Genomic DNA, 16,555 nt, shown 5'->3' with positions numbered 1-16,555 from the left:
TTCCCAACAACAGATGAAAAGAAAGGAAAAGCGGGCCTGAGAAATTTCCCGAGGGCCCGCCCTCCTGTTTTCAACTTCAGACCAATTGATTTGACTATTTTAGGATAAGAAAATAATATCGAATTGTGCGCCGACGTTTGGGGCCAGAGACAATGTCAGACCGACGGCGGAGTTATTCACCAGCGTCAGACTGTCGCCGGTTGCAAGAGTAAGAGTTGCCGTTCCACTCAGTTCCCCGGTTGTAACCAAAGCGGAAATCTGTGTGGATGGGTCAGGCGTACCATTGACTTCAATCACAATAGACGATCCGAGTCCTGCTGTGATGGAGATTCCATAGTTAATCTGGTAACTTCCGTCGGCAGGAACTGTAACTGTGGTTGCACCGGCGGTATGCGTAACGCCGCTCAAGGGGCCGTTGTCGCTGAATGGAACGGGGTCTCCTCCTGCTATTGTGGCAGTCGCAAGGGTGGCCAGGTCGTAAACATAACCAAAGGTTACGACGCCTGCTCCGGTATCTCCGGTCGGTCCGGTGAACCCAGTTGGCCCAGTATCGCCGGTCGGCCCAGTGAACCCAGTCGGTCCAGTGTCGCCGGTCGGCCCAGTGTCGCCGGTCGGCCCAGTATCGCCGGTCGGTCCGGTGAACCCAGTCGGCCCAGTGTCGCCAGTTGGTCCCGTATCTCCGGTCGGTCCGGTGAACCCAGTCGGCCCAGTGTCGCCGGTTGGCCCAGTATCTCCGGTCGGTCCGGTGAACCCAGTCGGTCCAGTGTCGCCGGTCGGCCCAGTATCGCCGGTCGGCCCAGTATCTCCGGTCGGTCCGGTGAACCCAGTCGGCCCAGTGTCGCCGGTTGGTCCAGTATCTCCGGTCGGTCCGGTGAACCCAGTCGGCCCAGTGTCGCCGGTTGGCCCAGTATCTCCGGTCGGTCCGGTGAACCCGGTCGGCCCAGTATCTCCGGTCGGTCCAGTGTCGCCGGTTGGCCCAGTATCTCCGGTCGGTCCGGTGAACCCAGTCGGCCCGGTATCTCCGGTTGGCCCGGTATCTCCGGTTGGCCCGGTATCTCCGGTCGGCCCGGTATCTCCGGTCGGCCCGGTATTTCCGGTCGGCCCTGTGTCGCCAGTTGGTCCTGTGGCGCCGATCGGTCCGGTGTCACCCGTCGCCCCGGTATCTCCGGTCGGCCCGGTGTCACCCGTCGCCCCGGCATCTCCGGTCGGTCCGGTGAACCCGGTCGGCCCAGTATCTCCGGTCGGCCCAGTATCTCCGGTCGGTCCAGTGTCGCCGGTTGGCCCAGTATCTCCGGTCGGTCCGGTGAATCCTGTGGGTCCTGTAGCGCCGATTGGCCCGGTATCACCCGTCGCTCCGGTATCTCCGGTCGGTCCGGTGAACCCGGTCGGCCCAGTATCTCCGGTCGGTCCAGTGTCGCCGGTTGGCCCAGTATCTCCGGTCGGCCCAGTATCTCCGGTCGGTCCAGTGTCGCCGGTTGGCCCGGTATCTCCGGTTGGCCCGGTATCTCCGGTTGGCCCGGTATCTCCGGTTGGCCCGGTATCTCCGGTTGGCCCGGTATCTCCGGTCGGCCCGGTATTTCCGGTCGGCCCAGTGTCGCCGGTTGGCCCAGTGTCGCCGGTCGGTCCGGTGAACCCAGTCGGCCCGGTATCTCCGGTCGGCCCTGTGAACCCGGTGGGTCCGGTATCTCCGGTTGGCCCGGTATTTCCGGTCGGCCCAGTGTCGCCAGTTGGTCCTGTGGCGCCGATCGGTCCGGTGTCACCCGTCGCCCCGGCATCTCCGGTCGGCCCTGTGAACCCGGTGGGTCCTGTGGCACCGATCGGCCCGGTGTCACCTGTCGCCCCGGCATCTCCGGTCGGTCCGGTGAACCCGGTGGGCCCTGTAGCGCCGATCGGCCCGGTGTCACCCGTCGCCCCGGCATCTCCGGTCGGCCCGGTGAATCCTGTGGGTCCTGTGGCACCGATCGGCCCGGTGTCACCTGTCACCCCGGCATCTCCGGTCGGCCCGGTGAATCCTGTGGGCCCTGTAGCGCCGATCGGCCCGGTGTCACCCGTCGCCCCGGCATCTCCGGTCGGCCCGGTGAACCCGGTGGGTCCTGTGGCACCGATTGGCCCGGTGTCCCCGGTTGGACCGGTCGGGCCCGCTTCCGGGACATCATCTTCAATAATAATGAGGGATGCTATAACAGGGACAATAGATGCATAGATAATAGTACTTGTGCTTGAGTTGATAAGCGATAACGTCGCGGGAGCGGTACTGACTTCAATGATACCAATACCTGACACCTCATCTGTCTTTAATGGCGAGTTACCCGCCAATAAATCTCCTTGTGAGGATGATAGTGAAAAAACAGTACCGTTGATGGATTGATTTGCCTGGGTTGCCACCCACCAATTGACCGCATATCGTCCTGCTTCATTAAAAGTGATAACACCAGTCAGTGAGTTGTATGATATATTTCCAGATGAGAAAACAGTATGATCAAAGATAACGTTTCCGGTGGGTGCTACTGAACCACCGGTTAAACGTTCTATTTGCAAAGCTATATTACTCATTTTATATCCTCCAATGTTTCTACATAGTATGATACATCGGCTGCCAGGTTGAAATATCGGTAAAACGGAAGCCCGTTCCCATTGTTAAGCAAAGCTACAAAGCGTTTTGGGAACGGGCTGATTTAAATTCTAGAGTTTAAACAATTGTAAGTCCTGCACTGCAGAATCCGCTTATAATTGTTGCAATATCAATACCGGCCGTGACTGCCGCTGAAAACACCATGAGCAAGCGTGTCTGATCCGTGACCGGGATCGACAATCCTGTTGTTATGCCGTTTGTTATAGTGCCAATGGCAACAAGACCCGTAAGTGGAGGTGCCAGCGTGACGGTAGCACCCGGTACCGCGGTAAAGGTGTCATCCGGCGTTGCGGAACTGTACAACTGTGCTGTAATTGTAACTGTAGATCCAATCAACGAAACGGCAGCCCCTACACTGAAATATGCGGCAATTGAAGTGACCGTTCCAGTCCTGGGCATGCTGAAGGCCATACTGGAAAGACCAGTAATATCAATAATACCGCCTGCCAATGTTCCGGTATCATTTGAACCGAAAGCAATCAGTGCTTGAGTGCCCGCCAGTCCTCCAAGTACAGTAGTAAGCGTTGCAATTGAACCTGAGGCGAAAGGAATAATTGCACCTGCAGCCGCGGGCCCGGTATCACCTGTTGGTCCGGTAAAGCCAGTCGGCCCGGTAAAGCCAGTAGGTCCGGTGTCGCCGGTTGGTCCGGTAAAGCCAGTCGGCCCGGTGTCGCCGGTTGGCCCGGTAAAGCCAGTGGGTCCGGTAGCGCCAAGTAGTCCGGCAAGGCCGGTGGGTCCGGTAAAGCCAGTAGGTCCGGTGTCACCGGTGGGTCCGGTAAAGCCAGTAGGTCCGGTGTCGCCGGTGGGTCCGGTAAAGCCAGTAGGCCCTGTGTCGCCGGTGGGTCCGGTAAAGCCAGTAGGTCCGGTGTCGCCGGTGGGTCCGGTAAAGCCAGTGGGCCCGGTAGCGCCGGTCGGCCCGGTAAAGCCAGTGGGTCCGGTAGCGCCAAGTAGTCCGGCAAGGCCGGTGGGTCCGGTAAAGCCAGTAGGTCCGGTGTCACCGGTGGGCCCGGTAAAGCCAGTAGGTCCGGTATCGCCGGTCGGTCCGGTAAAGCCAGTGGGTCCGGTAGCGCCAAGTAGTCCGGCAAGGCCGGTGGGTCCGGTAAAGCCAGTAGGTCCGGTGTCACCGGTGGGCCCGGTAAAGCCAGTCGGCCCGGTAAAGCCAGTAGGTCCGGTGTCGCCGGTCGGTCCGGTAAAGCCAGTGGGTCCGGTAGCGCCGGTCGGTCCGGTAAAGCCAGTGGGTCCGGTAGCGCCAAGTAGTCCGGCAAGGCCGGTGGGTCCGGTAAAGCCAGTAGGTCCTGTGTCGCCGGTGGGTCCGGTAAAGCCAGTAGGTCCTGTGTCGCCGGTGGGTCCGGTAAAGCCAGTAGGTCCGGTGTCGCCCGTTGGCCCGGTAGCTCCCGTAGGTCCGGGATCACCAGTCGGTCCGGTAAAGCCAGTAGGTCCAGTGTCGCCAGTCGGCCCGGTGAAACCAGTAGGTCCAGTGTCGCCAGTCGGCCCGGTGAAACCTGTTGGTCCGGTATTGCCCGTCGGCCCGGTAGCTCCCGTAGGTCCGGGATCACCCGTCGGTCCGGTAAAGCCCGTGGGTCCGGTAGCTCCCGTCGGTCCGGTGAAACCTGTTGGTCCGGTATTGCCCGTCGGCCCGGTAGCTCCCGTAGGTCCGGGATCACCCGTCGGTCCGGTAAAGCCCGTGGGTCCGGTAGCTCCCGTAGGTCCGGGATCACCTGTCGGTCCGGTAAAGCCCGTGGGTCCGGTAGCTCCCGTTGGCCCGGTGAAACCTGTCGGTCCGGTGTCGCCTCCGGGGGCGCCGGCGGGTCCCGTTGGCCCCGTTGGTCCGGTTGGTCCCGTTGACCTTAAAAACCGACATGGATCGCAGCAGTTGCATGGGTTACAGCAATTTGACATTCCATTATTATGACATTGATTATAATAATACGTACTATAATTGCTTTGTGGATATCTGTTTTTATTGTCGTCCGGGACACAGTTGTTTGCTGAATATGGGTAGCTGGAAGAATACATATATGAATCACCGCTCACCTTTATTGTAATAGTAGGTTAAGTTTTACATTCATAGGACAATAAGAATCTCATTATGGCAAAATGACTTTTTATAAGCCCTTTATCCCATAGTATGAAACATAGTAGAATTTGACAATTTTTTCTTTTCGTAAGTTTAGCTTTAGAAGACTCTCATACAATAAAAGGACAGGAAATCTAAAAAAGATTCCTGTCCAGCGATAAATTTCCAAATGATTTGATTTTGATCGAAATTATGGAAGTTCTTTTATCTCCTTCAAATACCGGGCTAGAGCGTTCTGCCAGGCGGGAAGTAAATGGAATCCTGCTTTCTCAATGCTTTTTTTGCTCAACCGAGAATTCAAAGGCCGCTTCGCTTTTGTGGGATAAAGAGATGACGGGACAAAATTCACCTTTGTCGGGTAGCCTGCCTGTCGGAAAATCTCCATGGCAAAATCCGCCCAGCTGCAGTATCCTTGGTTTGTAGCGTGATATGTCCCAAATTTTTCAGTGTCAATCATGTCGCGGAGCAGGGGAGCGAGGTCGGCAGTGTAGGTGGGGGAACCAACCTGGTCGTTCACCACGTTGATCTCTCCGCCCTGCTTTCCAAGCCGGAGCATTGTCTTTACAAAATTATTCCCATTCTTGCCGAACACCCACGAAGTGCGGACGATGAAGTGCCGGGCCAGGATTTTCCGGACGGCGTCTTCACCTTCCAACTTGGAACGGCCGTAGACGTTAGGGGGCGCCTTTTTGTCATCAACCTCATGAGCCTGAGTGCCAGTCCCTTCAAACACATAGTCTGTGCTGAGAAATACCATTTTTGCGCCGATCTTTTTGCACGCAGCGGCAATGTTGCAGGTGCCGTCGACATTGACCGCCCTGCAGAGCTTTTCGTTTTCTTCCGCGCGGTCGACCGCAGTGTAAGCGGAACAGTGGATCACGGCGTCCGGGCGTCCGGATTCAAGGAAGGACAATACGGCGGAAGAATCCGTGATATCAAAATCATCGATATCCACGCCGACGGCATCGTCTCCGCGCTGATGCAGAACTTTCATAACGTCGTAGCCAAGCTGACCTTTTACTCCGGTCACTGTGATCTTCATCGGCAATCACCTGTTTCGATCCATTTTTCGTAGTAATCGCGGTATTCTCCGGTGGCGATGTGTTCCCGCCATGTTTTGTGGTGTAAATACCACTCTATGGTTGTATGGATCCCGTCTTCAAATTTTGTCGTTGGCAGCCAGCCGAGTTCCCGGTGAATCTTAGTTGGGTCGATGGCGTACCGCAGGTCGTGGCCGGGGCGGTCTGTGACAAACCGGATCAGGCTTTCCGGTTTGTCAAGCTCGCGGAGAACCGCCTTTACAACCTGAAGGTTTGCGCGCTCGTTATGACCGCCGATATTGTAAATTTCGCCGGCTTTTCCTTTTCGAAGGATAAGGTCGATGGCGGAACAATGATCTTCCACGTACAGCCAGTCACGGATATTCGCGCCTTTTCCGTAGACCGGAAGAGGCAGCTCCTGAAGCGCGTTTGCGATCATGAGCGGAATCAGTTTTTCCGGAAACTGATAGGGCCCGTAATTATTGGAGCAGCGGGAAATGGTGACGGGGACCTGATACGTGCGGTGATAAGCCATCGCCAAAAGATCGGCGGAGGCTTTTGACGCGGAGTAAGGACTTGATGTGTTGATGGGAGTATTCTCTGTAAAAAACAGGTCGCGCCGGTCCAGCGGCAGATCGCCGTAAACTTCGTCGGTCGAAACCTGGTGGAACCGCTCGATGCCGAATTTGCGGCAGGCGTCCAGCAGTATGCCGGTTCCAACCGTATTGGTCTGCAAAAAGAGCCCCGGGTTTTGGATCGACCGGTCCACATGGCTTTCAGCGGCAAAGTTCACGAGAATGTCAGGCCGCTCTTTCTCAAACAGCGAATCGACTTCGCTGCGGTTTGTGATGTCGCCGCGAAGGAAGGTAAAACCGGGTCGTTCGAGGATGTCCCCCAACGATTCCAGATTTCCCGCGTAGGTCAGCGCGTCAAAACAGACGACTTCATCCTGCGGGTGGTTTTTCAGCAAATAGCGGATGAAGTTCCCGCCGATGAATCCGGCCCCTCCGGTTACTGCGATTTTCAAAGCAATCCCTCCGAACAAATCGATCTGAGATTGATTACATGCCGGGGTTGCAGGTCAATCCCTTCTCTCCGGCTGATAAATGAAATTGGCGCCGCAATCACAAAATCTTGGCGCCTTCGCATCTTTTTCTGATAAAACAGGAGTCTGAATTCCCCAGTCAATGCCGATTTCAGAATCATTCCAAAGAAAATTGCGGTCGGCTTCCGGGCAATAAAAATTGTCTTCCTTATACAAAAATTCTACGTCGTCGGTCAAAGTAAGAAATCCGTGCCCGAAGCCGCGGGGAATTAACAGCTGGCGCTTGTTTTCCGCCGAAAGCTCCACTGCGATCCATTTTTTATAGCTGGGAGATCCTTTTCGCAGATCGACCGCGGCATCAAGGACAGCGCCGCGGCCGCAGCGAACCAGTTTGGCCTGAGCCACCTCTCCTTCTTGAAAATGAATGCCGCGCAGAGTTCCTTTTTTCGCAGAATAAGACTGGTTGTCTTGCACGAAGACGTAACGCAGACCGGCTTGTTCCAGTTCCCTTGCCGACCAGGTTTCCATAAACCAGCCCCGGGAGTCGCCGAAAACCTTCGGTTCAAGCAGGTAGACGTCTAAAAGATCGGTAGGCAGTAAAGTCATAGTTGTTCTCCTCTAATGAATAATTCTCTTCTCGGCAACGCGCCGCAGGTGCTTCCCGTAGGGGGTGGCTCCGTATTTTTGAGCCGCTGCCAACAGCTTTTCTCCGGTGATCCAGCCGTTCTGGAAGGCAATCTCTTCAATCGCGGCGATCTGAATCCCCTGTCTTGACTCGATGACCCGGACAAATTCAGTTGCGTCCGCAAGGGAGTCGACGGTTCCGGCGTCCAGCCAGGCATACCCTCTGCCCAAAGTAACAACATTCAGTTGATCTTTTTCCAAGTAGATTTTATTCAAATCCGTGATTTCAAGTTCCCCGCGGTCCGACGGTTTTAATTCTTTTGCGTAGCTGCTGGCCTTCCCGTCATAAAAATAGAGTCCTGTGACAGCATAATGAGACAAGGGGGAGGACGGTTTCTCCTCCAGAGAAACGGCTTTTCCTGTCTGATCGAATTCCACGATGCCGAACCGCTGCGGATTGTCGACGTAATATCCGAAGACCGTCGCTCCTTTTTCTGTCTGGGCGGCCCTGCGTAAATGGCGAATCAGTCCGCTCCCATAAAAAATGTTGTCGCCGAGGATCATGGCACACGGATTTCCCTGAATAAATTGTTCCCCCAGCAAGAAGGCCTGCGCAAGCCCGCCCGGCGACGGCTGGGCCTGGTAGGATAATCGAATCCCGTAGCTTGAGCCGTCCCCCAGCAGAGATTCAAAATGATGCAGATCGCCCGGCGTTGAAATAATCAGAATTTCCTGAATTCCCGCAAGCATCAGTGTGGAAAGCGGATAATAAATCATAGGTTTATCATAGATAGGCAAAAGCTGTTTTGATGTGACCATCGTCAGCGGGTAAAGCCTGGTACCGCTCCCGCCGGCCAGAATAATTCCCTTCATGTTTCCCCCATTGGACATCGGCAACCCAGATAATCAGCGCTTGCGTTGATGGGCCGCGATGTTGAGCATCACATTTTGTTAAAAACGGCATTGCTGTCAAAACATATGCGGACCCATGGCCGGAATATTCTTATCCGGGAGTAAAACAAAGCGGAGCTCTCTGCGGCAGAGGGAACTCATCGCCGGAATATCATAAATCAGATTCAGGTTTAGAAAAAGGATGCAGTGAGAAAATGCTTTATGAATTGAGAAAAAGCCCGCTGTTTACAGGAATGTCTGAAAGCGACGTCGAAAAATGCCTGTCATGCAGCAAATCGGAAATCGTGACCTACGAAAAAGACGAAATCATCTTTTCCCAAAAAGACATTCCTAAGAAACTGTTCGTGCTGCTGGAAGGGACCGTGGCTGTATGCCATGATTCCGTTTCCGGAAAGCGCAGCATCATGGCAAATTTCAGCCGGTCGGGGGAACTGTTTGGCGAGGTGTTTCTTTTTCTGGAGAAAAAGGGATATGATCACTATGCGCAGGCGGTCACTCCCGCAAAGGTTTTACAGATCCCGAGGGAATTTCTTTCCCACACCTGCGGAGAAAACTGCGGCTGCCACTCGAAGATGATTTCCAACATGATGGCCATCCTGGCGCAGAAGGCGTATCAGCTCAATCAAAAGGTCCAAATTTTGTCCTGCGCCTCGCTTCGCCAGAAGATTGCGAAAATCTTTCTTCAAAACTGTTCGGCCGCCGGCAGAGTCACGCTCTCCATGAACCGCGAGGAACTGGCCGACTTCTTAAATACGGCCCGGCCCTCTTTATCCAGGGAACTGATGCGGATGCAGGAAGACGGGCTTTTAAAAATTGAAAAGAAAAAAATTTATATTACCAATTTGGAGAAGCTGCAGAATATTTGATGGAACTTCTAAAATCCGTAACCGATGTTACGGATTTTTTTTATGGCGTTTGCTATGATGAACACGGTCAATGGCATATGAATGAAGATCGAGGAGGAATCCAATATGGAAAACAAAATGTTCTGCTATCAATGTCAGGAGACGGCTGGCTGTACCGGCTGCACGCAAACGGGCGTCTGCGGAAAGAAACCGGAAGTCGCCGCAATGCAGGATCTGCTGGTCTATGTGTCGAAGGCATTGTCCGCCGTCACCACGCAGCTGCGCGCGGAGGGGAAATCCGTCGCACAGGACGTGAACCATTTGGTTACAGCGAACCTGTTCACGACGATCACAAACGCAAACTTTGACGAAAGCGCCATTGTTGACCGCATTGTGGAAACACTCCGTAAAAAGAAGGAGCTTCTGCCGCAGGTGACGCATCCGGAGGTGCTGCCGGAAGCCGCCCTGTGGGAATCCGAAAACCGCGAAGGGTTCGCCGCAAAGGCGGCCGAGGTCGGCGTATTGTCCACCAAAGACGAGGATATCCGCAGCCTCAGGGAGCTGATCACGTACGGCCTCAAGGGGCTTTCCGCTTACAGCAAGCATGCGAACGCCCTGTTGGAGGATGACGAAAAGGTCGACGCTTTCCTGCAGTCCGCGCTTGCCGGGACGTTGGACGATTCCCTGAGCGTGAACGATTTGATCGCGCTGACGATCGAGACCGGCGAATACGGGGTCGCCGGCATGGCCCTGCTGGACAAAGCAAATACTTCCGCCTACGGCAATCCGGAAATTACCAAGGTGAATATCGGCGTCGGCAGCCGGCCCGGCATCCTGATTTCGGGGCACGACCTGCGCGACCTGGAGATGCTGCTGAAGCAGACCGGGGGCACCGGAGTGGATGTTTATACCCATTCGGAAATGCTCCCCGCGCATTACTACCCCGCGTTTAAGAAGTATCCGCATTTTGTAGGCAACTACGGCAATGCGTGGTGGAAGCAAAGGGAAGAATTTGAAAGCTTCAACGGACCGGTCCTCATGACGACCAACTGTATCGTCCCGCCGAAAGACAGCTACAAAGACCGCCTGTATACCACGGGCGCCGCAGGGTTCCCGGGCTGTAAACACATTCCGGGTGAGGTAGGGGAGGAAAAGGACTTCTCTGAAATCATCGCGCGCGCAAAGCGGTGCGCGCCCCCGACTCAGATCGAGCAGGGCGAGATTACGGGCGGTTTCGCCCACAATCAGCTGTTTGCGCTGGCCGACACCATCGTGGCGGCGGTGAAATCCGGGGCGATCAGGAAATTTGTTGTCATGGCGGGCTGCGACGGAAGAGCCAAATCCAGAAATTACTATACCGATTTTGCGAAAGCTCTTCCCAAAGATACGGTCATCCTCACCGCGGGCTGCGCGAAATATAAGTACAACAAGCTCGATCTTGGAGACATCGGCGGAATTCCGCGCGTTTTGGACGCGGGCCAGTGCAACGATTCCTATTCTCTTGCGGTGATTGCGCTGAAGCTGAAGGAAATTTTTCAGCTCAGTGACGTCAACGATTTGCCGATCGTTTACAACATCGCGTGGTACGAGCAAAAAGCCGTCATCGTTCTGCTGGCGCTGCTGTCTCTGGGCGTAAAAAACATTCACCTTGGACCGACGCTTCCGGCATTTCTCTCTCCCAATGTGGCCAAGGTCCTGACTGAAAATTTCGGCATCGCCGGGATCGGTACGGTGGATGATGATATAAAGCTGTTCTTCGGTGAAAACGAGACTCCAAAGGAGGTAATCTCTTCAGACATGCTGATTGGCGATATCGTTCAGCGGTATCCGGAGGCGGTCCCCGTTTTAATGAGCTGTGGGATGCATTGCCTGGGCTGTCCGGCATCCCTGAATGAATCCCTTGCGGATGCCTGCGCCGTACATTGCATTGATGCAGAAGAGGTGCTGGACCGGCTCAACGAAGAATTGAATCTGTAATCAATCAAAAAATGCCGGGGGCCTGCGAAAAACAGGCCCCCGGCATTGATCAGCTCTTTACTTCTGAGCTTTCTCATACTTTATAATTTCAACGTCCTGCAGGGTCATTAAAACGCCTGCCGTGATGGTTCCGTCGAGGAGATCGACCAAACGGCTGATCTTTTCTTCCGTGTCGACCACCTCGATCACAATCGGGAGATCTTCCGAAAGCGTCAGAAACCGCACGCTATGTATGACGCTGTTGGCGCCGAATCCTTCGATGCCGCGGACCGTGGTAGCTCCCGCAAGACCTAGTTCTTTGACTTTTTTAATAATCGTATGGTAAAGAGGCTCTCCGTGATGACCCGCGGACTCCCCAATATAAATCTTCAACAGTTTCCCGTGACCTATCATAATAAAAACCTCCTTATATCAATTGCGCGGCGATCTTTCCAAGCCAGCAGGCAAACAAAGCGGAAAACAGGTTCAGGCCTGCGTTCACTCCACCGGCCAGATAGTCCCCATCCGTTAAAAAAGAGATGGTTTCATAACTGAAGGTGGAAAACGTTGTGAGTCCTCCCAGAATTCCGGTCGTTAAAAAGATCCTGGTATTCGGTGAAACAGTCCATAGGCTGGTACTTGCCTCCATGAGAAATCCCATCAAAAATCCGCCGAGGATGTTGACGATTAAAGTTCCGACAGGAAAATCACCGAAATATTTTGCCGTTGCGTTAGAAATGATGTAACGGAGTGCGGCACCGAGAAAACCGCCCAGTCCGACAATGATAATTCTGCTCAATTTCACAGTATTATACCACCTTTATGAGAAAAATAGAAGGCTTCCACCTTAATCTCTTAAAGTAGAAGCCATCAGCAGAAACTGCATTAGGGTGAGCCTCATCACCAATTCGCCAAATTCCTTTTCCTTTAGACTATACGATTTCACCCGTTTTGTAAATAGAGAAAAGGCAAGAAATATCGTTCCTTTTTTCTGCTGATTTCATCTGCTTATTACAAAATCACTTTTATTCCTGCTCTCATGCAGCCATCTTCCCATGTTTATGATTGACAAAATCGGCGGACCGGGTTAAAATAAACACAAATAAGGTCATGAAGACCCGAATCAGTCTGGCTGGAAAAATAATTGAATTGTTGATTGAACCCATGAAGGGCCTGAAAGCCTTGCATGGGCTTAATTTTTTGAAGGAGACTATCATTATGCATGTTCCAGACGGCTATTTGGGCCCGCAGACTACGGTCCCCGGATTTGTTGTCATGCTTCCCACCTGGGCGGCTGCTTTTAAGAAAGTAAAAGCAAAGCTTCAGAAAAAAAATATTCCAACGCTTGCGCTTTGCTCCGCGTTTTCTTTTCTGACGATGATGTTTAATGCTCCGGTGGTGGGGGGGAGCTCCGCGCATGCCGTCGGGGCGGTGCTGATTGCCATTCTGTTGGGACCCTGGGCGGCAACAGTGTGCGTTTCCACGGCTTTATTGATTCAGGCGCTTGTCTTTGGGGACGGGGGAATCCTCGCTTACGGCGTCAATTGCCTGAATATGGCGGTCATTATGCCTTTTACGGGGTATTATCTTTATAAATTGTTTGCAGGCAGCTCAAAAATCGGCAGTTCACGGAATCTGGCCGCTTCCTTTTTTGGAAGTTATCTGGGACTGAATCTGGCGGCCTTCTGTGCTTCTCTGGAGTTTGGAATACAGCCGCTTCTGTTCCAGGGTGGAGCCGGCCATCCGCTGTATTGCCCTTATCCGCTCTCTGTCTCGATTCCTTCGATGATGACCGCCCATTTACTGATAGCCGGACCGATCGAGGGAATTCTTACGGCAGCGGCGGTCGCCTATATCGCCAAGGTGACTCCACAGATCTTTTCCGGCAATGGGTCGCCGACAGGACTTGGAAAAGTTTCCTTTTTTCAAAAATACCGCAATCTTCTCATCCCGATCATAGTCATGGTGGTTCTTACACCGCTGGGCCTGATCGCCACGGGGACCGCCTGGGGCGAATGGGGGACGGATGAAATCAAAGACGCCCTCGGTTACATTCCGCAGGGGCTGGCTTCCATGTCGGACAGGTGGAACGCGATCATGCCCGATTATTCGCTGCCTGTGCTTGGGGACGGTCAGGTTGGTTCTATCGCCGGTTACATACTTTCGGCGTTGGTCGGCATCCTTCTGATTTCCTTCCTGATTTTCCTGATGTCCAGACTGATTACAAAAAACAAGAAAGGCACCGGGCAAAAATAGAATGCAGCAAAGCGGATGCGGAAACAGGATTCCGGAATGGCTTTTGAAGAACGAGGATGGCTCCTTCGGGGACCATCCCGGTTCCAAAACGCATTTTCTGCGTAGAACGTTGAAAAATATATCCGGCGTCGTTGAGAATGAACTGTACTGTGAAAAATATGCGGCGAAGGACAATTTTCTTCAGATCGTTGATCCCAGAGTCAAGCTGTGCGTTTTTCTTGTCTTCATTGCCTTTGGCAGCATGACGGGCAATATGGCTGTTTTGACAATTCTTTCCGTGATTCCGCTTGTGTACGCGGGACTGTCGGGAATACCGGCAAAGACTTTTTTCAGACGGATCTGGCTGGTTGTTCCTCTGGCGGTCTTTCTTGTCTCGCTGCCGGGAGTCAGCAGTTTGCTGATAAAAGGCCGTCCCCTTTTTTATGTGACCGGACCCGGTTGCTTTGGAATCAGGGACGGCATCTATTTCAGCTCAGGAGGGTTGAAAACGGCCTTCCGGCTCATGTTTCGGACGGGAATTTCTCTATCCTTCGCTTTCCTGCTCTTTCTGACAACCAGATGGTCGAAAATCACCGCCGGGTTGGAAGCCATGCATATCCCATCCATTGTTACTTCGATCTTGAACATGACTTATCGCTATCTCTTCTTATTGGCCGAAATTGCTCAGGAAATGATGGAAGCCAGATCCCTTCGCACTCTGGGTAAGCTGAAATCTTCGGATAACCGTCGGTTTATGGCGCACAGCGCCGCGTATTTGTTTTTGAAAGGACACGGCATGAGCGAAGAAATCTATGAGGCCATGTGCTGCCGCGGCTATACGGGAGAGTCGACTGGGCTTCTTGATCTTAAGATGGAATGGAGAGACGGTGTCTTCCTTGTCATCAATGCTGCGATATTATTTCTGTTAATTGTGGGGGAACATGTCAAGTGATGAAAGACGGAGAAAATCCAATCTTTGAGCTGGAGGGAGTCTCTTTTTCCTATCCTGGCTGCCAGCCGGTCCTGGACGACGTCCGGTTCACGATCTGCAAAGGGGAGCGCGTATGTATTCTCGGCGCGAACGGATGCGGCAAATCAACACTGCTGAAATTGCTGTCGGGCTTGCTTTCTCCTCAGAAAGGGATCTTTCGCGCCTTTCACAATGTGGTATCGGAGAGAGATTGGAATGACGATCATTTTTCCGGAAAGTATCACCGTCAGGTAGGTTTTATCTTTCAGAATCCGGACGTACAGCTTTTTTGCAGCACGGTGGAGGATGAAATAGCGTTCGGCCTGCTGCAGCAAAAGCTTGATCCGGAAACAGTCAGAAGCAGAATCAGTGACATTTCCGCGCTGCTCGGCATAGAAAATCTGTTGGGAAAGACTCCCTATAAACTCAGCGGGGGGGAGAAGAAGAAGGTCGCTTTGGCTTCCGTGCTTGTGATGAATCCCGAAGTCCTGATTTTGGACGAGCCGACAAACGGTCTGGATCCCAGAACCCAGGTCTGGCTGATCCGTCTTTTGAATTCTTTGGGAGAAGCTGGAAAAACGATCATCACCTCAACGCACAATTTGGAACTTGTTTCAAAAATATCGGATCGCGGAATCCTGTTTTCAGAAGAACATAAAATTGCGGCCGATTCCCGGATTGACGATCTGATTGGAAACATTGATCTGCTGAAATCCGTCAATCTTGTTGATGAATATTACGGAATCTGAAACGGCGGTTTGCGGATACAAAATAGTGGAGGGCCATTCCCTTTCCCGAAGGAAGCTTTGCCGTTTCGTTCCGAAAACTGTATGGAACGGCCGAGGACCAAGACGGTCAATCGAAGTTGGAGGAACAAAACCAAATCACGGGCGGTCAAGCCGGGACCGTATCCGGCGAACAGAATATCCAGGAACCATGCAGGTTCCTGGATATTTTTATGGAAAAATTCAGCGAGTTGCTTTTTCTGATTGATTTTGTTTCCATAAGACATATCCGCCATCATCGGAGGACTTTCAGAAACAAATCTATGGAGATTGACGGAGTGATGATTGAATAAGAGCAAATCGTTTTAAGATAGCCCAACATTTGTTTTGATTTTACAACTTTTTCGGTGAAAATTACGAAACAGTGCTTGACAAGTTTTTCTCAGGAGTATATGATAAAAATGCGCCTGAAAAATAGAAAAACGTTTCCGCACAGCGGAAAAATGAGTGGTAAAAACAGGGGGTGTGAAAGACATAGGGCCAAAAGAAGCCTCGATGCATAATTGTTCTTGAGAAAATAGGAGGAATGGGTATGGATGCAGTTTACTTCACGCCTGCCATTACATTGTTTCATGAAGATGGCAGATTGGATCTTGTAAGCCAGAAGAAACTGTATGACAATTTGATTGAAAACGGTATTGACGGCATTTTGGTGGAAGGAAGCAGCAGTGAATTCTTCGCAATGAATATGGAACAAAGAAAAACGATGGCGAAGTTTGCAATTGATGCGATTTGCAGCCGCGTAAAATTAGTGATTGGAACAACCAGCATGGTGGCGGACGAGACGGTGTCATTTTCAAACTTCTGTCTGAAAAACGGCGCTGATGCTGTCATGATTTTACCCCCATACTATTTTCAGTTTGGCAGTGAAGCGTTGTTCCAGTACTATGACCGACTGGCATCCATGATCGACGGTCCAATGTATCTGTACAATTTCCCACAGAATACAGGATGCACGATTCCGGCGGAAACCGTTCTGGAACTTGCCGAAGCCCACGGTAATATTATCGGGATAAAGGATACGATTGCCGGAATGGACCACACCCGAATGCTGATCGAGCTTGTCAAGGGCAAAATTCCTTCATTTGAAATTTATTCCGGTTATGATGACAATTTTGCGCACAATGTTTTATCCGGCGGCAATGGCTGCATTGGTTCCCTTTCGAACGTTGTGCCGGCGGTATGTGCGGATTGGGTCAAAGCGATCAGGAAAAACGATATTGAGGGAATCGCGAAAGGACAGAAAATCATTAACCGTTTGATGCGCCTTTACACCATACGCAGTCCGTTCCTTCCCGTTTTGAAAGAGGCACTGAAGCTGCAGGGCGTGGCAACCAGCAGCACCAGCACCTTTCCCATGCCGGATGCTACGGCGGAAGATGATGCGAAAATATTGGAGCTTCTGAGACCGGGATGCAATGGCTTCTGACCAAA

15 protein-coding genes and 1 riboswitch are annotated in these 16,555 nt (G+C 52.6%); of the genes, 6 read left to right on the top strand and 9 right to left on the bottom strand.

Annotated elements, in window-relative coordinates; all coding sequences use genetic code 11:
- Positions 1 to 99: 99 nt before the first annotated feature.
- The 6 genes from VA597_RS17770 to rfbA all read right to left on the bottom strand — a co-directional run bounded on the left by VA597_RS17770 (position 100) and on the right by rfbA (position 8,291).
- Complete coding sequence (locus VA597_RS17770) at positions 100 to 1,983, bottom strand: BclA C-terminal domain-containing protein (RefSeq protein ID WP_442872798.1); 1,884 nt, start codon at positions 1,981 to 1,983, stop codon at positions 100 to 102.
- Positions 1,984 to 2,689: 706 nt separating this feature from the next.
- Entirely contained in the window at positions 2,690 to 4,531 is a 1,842-nt protein-coding gene (locus VA597_RS10865) for an exosporium glycoprotein BclB-related protein (protein ID WP_326975681.1), read from the bottom strand.
- Positions 4,532 to 4,899: 368 nt separating this feature from the next.
- A complete protein-coding gene (gene rfbD, locus VA597_RS10860; RefSeq protein WP_128742836.1) occupies positions 4,900 to 5,751 on the bottom strand; it encodes a dTDP-4-dehydrorhamnose reductase in 852 nt (283 codons plus the stop codon).
- A complete protein-coding gene (gene rfbB / locus VA597_RS10855; protein WP_128742834.1) occupies positions 5,748 to 6,776 on the bottom strand; it encodes a dTDP-glucose 4,6-dehydratase in 1,029 nt (342 codons plus the stop codon). Before rfbB ends, rfbD begins: the two co-directional genes overlap by 4 nt.
- A gap of 54 nt (positions 6,777 to 6,830) precedes the next feature.
- Entirely contained in the window at positions 6,831 to 7,400 is a 570-nt protein-coding gene (gene rfbC / locus VA597_RS10850; protein ID WP_128742832.1) for a dTDP-4-dehydrorhamnose 3,5-epimerase, read from the bottom strand.
- Between the two features lie 12 nt (positions 7,401 to 7,412).
- On the bottom strand, positions 7,413 to 8,291 hold the full coding sequence (gene rfbA, locus VA597_RS10845; protein WP_128742830.1) for a glucose-1-phosphate thymidylyltransferase RfbA: 879 nt from the start codon (positions 8,289 to 8,291) through the stop codon (positions 7,413 to 7,415).
- A gap of 233 nt (positions 8,292 to 8,524) precedes the next feature.
- Here rfbA and VA597_RS10840 point away from each other — a divergent pair, with 233 nt between their 5' ends.
- Both VA597_RS10840 and hcp read left to right on the top strand, forming a co-directional pair.
- Positions 8,525 to 9,196 carry a Crp/Fnr family transcriptional regulator gene (locus VA597_RS10840; protein WP_128742829.1) on the top strand — a complete coding sequence of 224 codons (672 nt, stop codon included), beginning with the start codon at positions 8,525 to 8,527 and terminating at the stop codon, positions 9,194 to 9,196.
- Between the two features lie 105 nt (positions 9,197 to 9,301).
- Positions 9,302 to 11,152 carry a hydroxylamine reductase gene (hcp, locus tag VA597_RS10835; protein ID WP_128742827.1) on the top strand — a complete coding sequence of 617 codons (1,851 nt, stop codon included), beginning with the start codon at positions 9,302 to 9,304 and terminating at the stop codon, positions 11,150 to 11,152.
- Positions 11,153 to 11,209: 57 nt separating this feature from the next.
- On the opposite strand, the gene VA597_RS10830 is transcribed toward hcp, so the two are convergent.
- Both VA597_RS10830 and crcB read right to left on the bottom strand, forming a co-directional pair.
- Positions 11,210 to 11,545 carry a DUF190 domain-containing protein gene (locus VA597_RS10830; protein ID WP_128742825.1) on the bottom strand — a complete coding sequence of 112 codons (336 nt, stop codon included), beginning with the start codon at positions 11,543 to 11,545 and terminating at the stop codon, positions 11,210 to 11,212.
- Between the two features lie 13 nt (positions 11,546 to 11,558).
- Positions 11,559 to 11,936 (bottom strand): fluoride efflux transporter CrcB, encoded by a 378-nt coding sequence (crcB, locus tag VA597_RS10825; RefSeq protein ID WP_442861460.1) that lies wholly within the window; start codon positions 11,934 to 11,936, stop codon positions 11,559 to 11,561.
- 49 nt (positions 11,937 to 11,985) lie between these two features.
- A riboswitch (Fluoride riboswitch) is annotated at positions 11,986 to 12,045 on the bottom strand.
- A 304-nt stretch (positions 12,046 to 12,349) separates the two neighbouring features.
- Here crcB and cbiM point away from each other — a divergent pair.
- Genes cbiM through VA597_RS10810 form a run of 3 tightly spaced genes read left to right on the top strand, consistent with a single transcriptional unit; the run spans position 12,350 to position 15,085 of the window.
- Positions 12,350 to 13,387 carry a cobalt transporter CbiM gene (gene cbiM, locus VA597_RS10820; RefSeq protein WP_128742823.1) on the top strand — a complete coding sequence of 346 codons (1,038 nt, stop codon included), beginning with the start codon at positions 12,350 to 12,352 and terminating at the stop codon, positions 13,385 to 13,387.
- 1 nt (position 13,388) lies between these two features.
- Positions 13,389 to 14,318, top strand: a complete 930-nt coding sequence (gene cbiQ, locus VA597_RS10815) for a cobalt ECF transporter T component CbiQ (protein ID WP_128742822.1) — start codon at positions 13,389 to 13,391, stop codon at positions 14,316 to 14,318.
- Entirely contained in the window at positions 14,318 to 15,085 is a 768-nt protein-coding gene (locus VA597_RS10810) for an energy-coupling factor ABC transporter ATP-binding protein (RefSeq protein ID WP_205703254.1), read from the top strand. The genes cbiQ and VA597_RS10810 overlap by 1 nt, the downstream gene beginning before the upstream one ends.
- Here VA597_RS10810 and VA597_RS10805 read toward each other — a convergent pair.
- Positions 15,073 to 15,360: a hypothetical protein gene (locus VA597_RS10805; RefSeq protein ID WP_128742820.1), complete on the bottom strand. Its 288-nt coding sequence runs from the start codon at positions 15,358 to 15,360 to the stop codon at positions 15,073 to 15,075. The genes VA597_RS10810 and VA597_RS10805 overlap by 13 nt on opposite strands.
- A gap of 293 nt (positions 15,361 to 15,653) precedes the next feature.
- Here VA597_RS10805 and VA597_RS10800 point away from each other — a divergent pair, with 293 nt between their 5' ends.
- Positions 15,654 to 16,550, top strand: coding sequence for a dihydrodipicolinate synthase family protein (locus tag VA597_RS10800; RefSeq protein WP_164919033.1), 897 nt, complete (start codon positions 15,654 to 15,656; stop codon positions 16,548 to 16,550).
- The last annotated feature ends 5 nt before the right edge of the window (positions 16,551 to 16,555 follow it).

The sequence above is a fragment of the Caproicibacter sp. BJN0012 genome, assembly GCF_035986805.1.
In the GTDB taxonomy this organism is placed as follows: domain Bacteria; phylum Bacillota; class Clostridia; order Oscillospirales; family Acutalibacteraceae; genus Caproicibacter.
Note: the sequence above shows the minus strand (reverse complement) of the source record. Positions and strands in the feature narration are given on the sequence as shown.

Excerpts from the sequence above, each read along its gene's own strand:
- VA597_RS10865 (WP_326975681.1), bottom strand. The coding sequence starts at position 4,531 with ATGTCAAATTGCTGTAACCCATGCAACTGCTGCGATCCATGTCGGTTT.
- rfbD (WP_128742836.1), bottom strand. The coding sequence starts at position 5,751 with ATGAAGATCACAGTGACCGGAGTAAAAGGTCAGCTTGGCTACGACGTT.
- rfbC (WP_128742832.1), bottom strand. The coding sequence starts at position 7,400 with ATGACTTTACTGCCTACCGATCTTTTAGACGTCTACCTGCTTGAACCG.
- rfbA (WP_128742830.1), bottom strand. The coding sequence starts at position 8,291 with ATGAAGGGAATTATTCTGGCCGGCGGGAGCGGTACCAGGCTTTACCCG.
- VA597_RS10840 (WP_128742829.1), top strand. The coding sequence starts at position 8,525 with ATGCTTTATGAATTGAGAAAAAGCCCGCTGTTTACAGGAATGTCTGAA.
- hcp (WP_128742827.1), top strand. The coding sequence starts at position 9,302 with ATGGAAAACAAAATGTTCTGCTATCAATGTCAGGAGACGGCTGGCTGT.
- VA597_RS10830 (WP_128742825.1), bottom strand. The coding sequence starts at position 11,545 with ATGATAGGTCACGGGAAACTGTTGAAGATTTATATTGGGGAGTCCGCG.
- cbiM (WP_128742823.1), top strand. The coding sequence starts at position 12,350 with ATGCATGTTCCAGACGGCTATTTGGGCCCGCAGACTACGGTCCCCGGA.
- cbiQ (WP_128742822.1), top strand. The coding sequence starts at position 13,389 with ATGCAGCAAAGCGGATGCGGAAACAGGATTCCGGAATGGCTTTTGAAG.
- VA597_RS10810 (WP_205703254.1), top strand. The coding sequence starts at position 14,318 with ATGAAAGACGGAGAAAATCCAATCTTTGAGCTGGAGGGAGTCTCTTTT.
- VA597_RS10805 (WP_128742820.1), bottom strand. The coding sequence starts at position 15,360 with ATGATGGCGGATATGTCTTATGGAAACAAAATCAATCAGAAAAAGCAA.
- VA597_RS10800 (WP_164919033.1), top strand. The coding sequence starts at position 15,654 with ATGGATGCAGTTTACTTCACGCCTGCCATTACATTGTTTCATGAAGAT.